At 73.6% G+C, this 4,223-nt stretch carries 2 protein-coding genes; one reads left to right on the top strand and one right to left on the bottom strand.

Translation table 11 applies throughout. The annotated features are described in order from the left end of the window. Positions 1–132 precede the first annotated feature (132 nt). Positions 133–1,332, bottom strand: coding sequence for a glycoside hydrolase family 64 protein (locus tag ACFXPK_RS23620; protein WP_384993039.1), 1,200 nt, complete (start codon positions 1,330–1,332; stop codon positions 133–135). A 292-nt stretch (positions 1,333–1,624) separates the two neighbouring features. Between ACFXPK_RS23620 and ACFXPK_RS23615 the strand changes: the two genes are divergently transcribed. Then, positions 1,625–4,090, top strand: a complete 2,466-nt coding sequence (locus ACFXPK_RS23615) for a polysaccharide lyase 8 family protein (RefSeq protein WP_385078341.1) — start codon at positions 1,625–1,627, stop codon at positions 4,088–4,090. The last annotated feature ends 133 nt before the right edge of the window (positions 4,091–4,223 follow it).

Raw genomic sequence — 4,223 nt, 5'->3', positions numbered from 1 at the left:
GCCGCGGTCCCCCCCCTGGGCCCCTCCCCAAACACCACGGGGGGGGGGGCCCCCCCCCCCCCCCCCGCGCGGGCCCCCCCCCCCCCCCCCGCCGGGGGGGGGGGGGGGGGGGCCCCCGTCGTCCGCGCATCGTCAGGAGCCGACCGAGACCGTCCAGCGGCGCGGGTTGCCGTCGTGCGCCGCGCCCGAGACGTCCGGCTGACCGTCCGCCTGGACGTCGTCGTACGGGAAGGCGTATCCGACCGGGTTGTTGTCGTGCACGATCCGGGCGAAGTGGTTGGTCACCGGGTCCTGGTAGTAGTCCGCCGCCGTCAGGCCGTTCGGCGTCTGGGTGTGGGTGAGCAGCGTCGAGCGGTTGAACGCCGCCGCGAGCCGGGCGAGCAGCCCCTTCTTGTCGTCCGAGTCGGCCGGGTTGTTGGCGAACGGGCCGCTGTTGCAGGTGAAGATGTCCATCGAGGTCGGCTTGGCGAAGGTGTGGCCGCCGTTGAAGGTGAGCGTGTCGCCGCTGACCCGGCCGGTGAAGACGCCCCGGCCGCCCTGGAGGTCGATGGTCAGATCGGTGGTGCGGTACTTCTCCCAGACCTGGTCGGCGTAGCTCTCGAAGACACCGTCGAACCCCGTCTGACCGGGCAGGTTCTGCGGCGAGATGACCCGCAGCACCTTTCCGTCCGCGTTGCGCAGGACCAGCTTGTCCCACGGGTGACCGTCCTTCGCGGCCTGGGCGGTGAGCCCGTCCGCGATCCGCTCCAGCGCGCCCTCGGGCAGCGGGGCGACCGTATGGGTGGCGTCGCCCTCCAGGGAGATGCCGATGGGCAGGGCCGTCACCAGATCGACATAGCTGATGTTGGAGAAGAGCTGGTCCTGGTTGAAGGTGAACTCGCAGAACGACCAGGTACGGCCGTAGTTGGGGTCCGCCTCGGTCGCGAACGCCGGCTCGACCAGGGCGGGGCCCGGGTTGAGGAGGAAGTCCAGCTTGTCGTCGCGTACGAAGTAGACGCGGGCGCCGAACATCTGGGGCAGCCGCAGCACGACGGGCGCGCCGCCCGCCTGGTTCAGCGGGATCGCGCAGTCCACCGGGAGCGGGGTCCCCGGGGCATCGACGGACTCCGGCCGGTACACGCTGCCGTCGGCGCGGAGCAGGACCCAGCCGCCCTCGTCGTGGCCGGTCACATAGGCGTTGACCGCGCCGGGCAGCGACTTGTTCTGGAGGGCGAGTTCACAGGTCTCCGGAGCTGCCGAGGCCTGCGGGCTGAGCGCGCTTCCCCAGACGGGGTAGGTGAGCGCCGTCGCCGCGGCGGCCGTGCCGGTGAGGAACAGTCGGCGGGATATCACGGAAGTACTCCTGATACGTGGGGGGCACGAGGGCGCGGCGGGTGGGAGGAGGCGCCCAGCGTGGCCCCCAGCCTCGCGTCGGGTGGGGAACGAGTCAAGAGTTGAGGCTGAGAGCGCTCTCACAATCGGGGCGGAGATGACCGGCCGTCACGGAGCGTGCCTGGGCGCGGGGTTGACGTCGGGCGAGGGCTGAAGGTGACCGGCCGCGCCGCCCCCACCGTTGAAAGCCGCGGCCGACGGTGCTAGACCAACGGGCAGCCGGTCCGCACCACTTCCGTTTCCGGAGGCCCTTGTGTCGCTGCCGTCCGCCTGGTCCCGACGTACCGTGCTCACCGCCCTGGCCGCCACCGGCGCGGGCGCCCTCCCGTACGTGTCCGCCCAGGCCGCCCAGGCCGCCGAGGCACGCCCGGCCGCCCCGGCCGCCGACCCCGCCGATCCGTTCGAGGAGCTGCGGCTGCGCTGGGTGGAGCTGTCGCTCGGCAGCGGTTACGACCCCGCCGCCGCGCCGTACGCCGCCCGTCTCGCCGAGACCGGCGAACTGGCCGCCGGCTTCCGGCGGACGATGGCCCCGGCCGCGGCCTCCCTCTGGCCCGACCACCCCTACGACCCGCCCGCCGGCGTCACCCAGAGCTACGGCAGGCTCTGGACCATGGTCCGCGCGTACGCCCAGCCGGGCACCGGCCTCACCGGGGACGCCGGTCTCCTCGCCGCCGTGCTCCAGGGCCTCGACCATCTGGCCGCGACCGTCTACCACCCCGCCACCACCCCGTACGGCAACTGGTGGGAGTGGCAGATCGGCAGCCCCCGGCTGCTCATGGACATCACCGCCGTTCTGTACGACCGGCTCACCGCCGCGCAGCGCGCCGCGGGAGCCGCCGCCGTCGACCACTTCATCCCGGACACCCTGCTCGCCGACTACACGGGCACCAGCACCGGCGCCAACCGTGTCGACCTCTGCCGCTCCGTCGCGCTGCGCGGGGTCCTCGGCCGGGCGCCCGACCGGGTCGCGCTCGCCCGCGACGCGCTCTCGCCCGTCTTCCCGTACGTCACACGGGGCGACGGTCTCTACGCCGACGGGTCGTTCGTCCAGCACACCTGGGTCGCCTACTCCGGTACGTACGGACAGGTCATGCTGGACGGCCTCGGCCGCCTCCTCACCCTCCTCGCCGGCTCGCCCTGGGCCGTCACCGATCCGGCCCGGCAGACCGTCCTCGACAGTGTGGAGCGCGCGTACGCCCCGCTGATCTACAACGGACTGATGATGGACAGCGTCAACGGGCGCGCCGTCAGCCGGGGCCTCCTCAGGTCCGACGAGCGGCAGGTGCTGCGGAGCGACCACTTCCACGGCCAGGGGGTGATCGCCGCGATCGCGCTGCTCGCGGGTGCGGCGGGCGCCGCCGAGCGCGAGCGGTGGACGGCGCTGGTCAAGGGGTGGATCGAACGGGACACGGTGGCGCCCGTCCTCACCGCCCGGCAGTTCGACGTCGCCGATCTCGCCCGGCTGCACGCCGTCGCCGCCTCGCCGGTGCCCGCCGCCCCCGAACCGGTCGGCCACACCCTCTTCGCCGCCATGGACCGGGCCGTGCACCGGGGGCACGGGTGGGCCGCCAACATCGCCATGGCCTCCGACCGGATCGCGCACTACGAGTGCGGCAACGGCGAGAACCCGCGCGGCTGGCACACCGGCGCGGGGATGCTCCTGTGGTGGCGCGACGACCGGGGCGACGCCCGTACGGCGGCCCCTACGGCGGACCGGACGGCGGACCGGACCGTGGACCGTACGGCCGGCCGGACCGCCGAGCAGTACACGGACTGGTTCTGGCCCACCGTCGACCCGTACCGGCTGCCCGGTACGACGGTCTCCACCCGGCGGCTGCCGGACCGCGCGGGCGGCGAGTGGGGCGCGCCAAAACCGGACGTACGGTGGGTCGGCGGCGCCACCGACGGGACGTACGCCGCCGTCGGACAGCACCTCAAGGGGCTCGGCTCCACGCTCGAAGCCCGTAAGTCCTGGTTCTGCCTCGCGGACGCGGTCGTCTGTCTCGGCGCCGGGATCAGCGCCACCGACGGGGTGCCCGTCGAGACGATCATCGACAACCGCAATCTGGGGGAGCGGCCCGGGAGCGCCTTCACCCTCGGCGCCGACGGCCCCCGGACCCGCTGGGCCCATCTCGCCGGGCACGGCGGCTGGGTCCTCCCCGGGGGCGCGCGGGTACAGACCCTCGCCGAGGCGCGCACCGGCGCGTGGAGCGACATCAACACCACCAGCTCACCCGAACGCCGTACCCGTCATTACCGGAGTCTCTGGCTCGACCACGGCACCGACCCGGTGGCGGCCTCGTACAGCTATCTGCTGATGCCCGGCGCGTCCCGCCGCGCCGTCGCCGCGCGCGCCGCCGACCCGCACTGGCTGGAGATCCTGGACAACACCGCCGACCGGCAGGCCGTGGCCGTCCGCTCCCTCGGCTGCGTCGCCGCGAACTTCTGGCGACCGGGGACGGCGGGGCCGCTCACCGCGACCGCCCCCGCGAGCGTCCTCGCCGTGGAACGGGGCCGTACCGCCACCCTGCACATCGGCGAGCCGCCCCGGACGGGGGAACCCCTGGAGATCGTCTGGGACGGGCCGCACCGTCCGGTGCGGCGCGTCACCTCCCACGACCCGTCCGTCGAGGTCCTGACCGCGGGCCGTACCGTACGGCTGAGGGTCACCCCGGGAACGGCCGGCGCCACCCACGGCTGCACCCTGGAGCTGCGCTGAGAAGGCCGGATCCCCACCGTCGCCGCCGGTGACCGCCCTAGTCCTTCGGGTCCCTAGGGAAACAGAGGTCGAAGTGGGTTACAAAAAAAAACAAGGGGGCGCACCCCTGGATGGATAACCACAACGGTCCAGG

This window comes from Streptomyces sp. NPDC059142 (assembly GCF_042755665.1).
Taxonomy (GTDB): Bacteria; Actinomycetota; Actinomycetes; order Streptomycetales; family Streptomycetaceae; genus Streptomyces.
The sequence above is the reverse complement of the archived record's forward strand: the minus strand, read 5'-3'. Positions and strand labels throughout refer to the sequence as shown.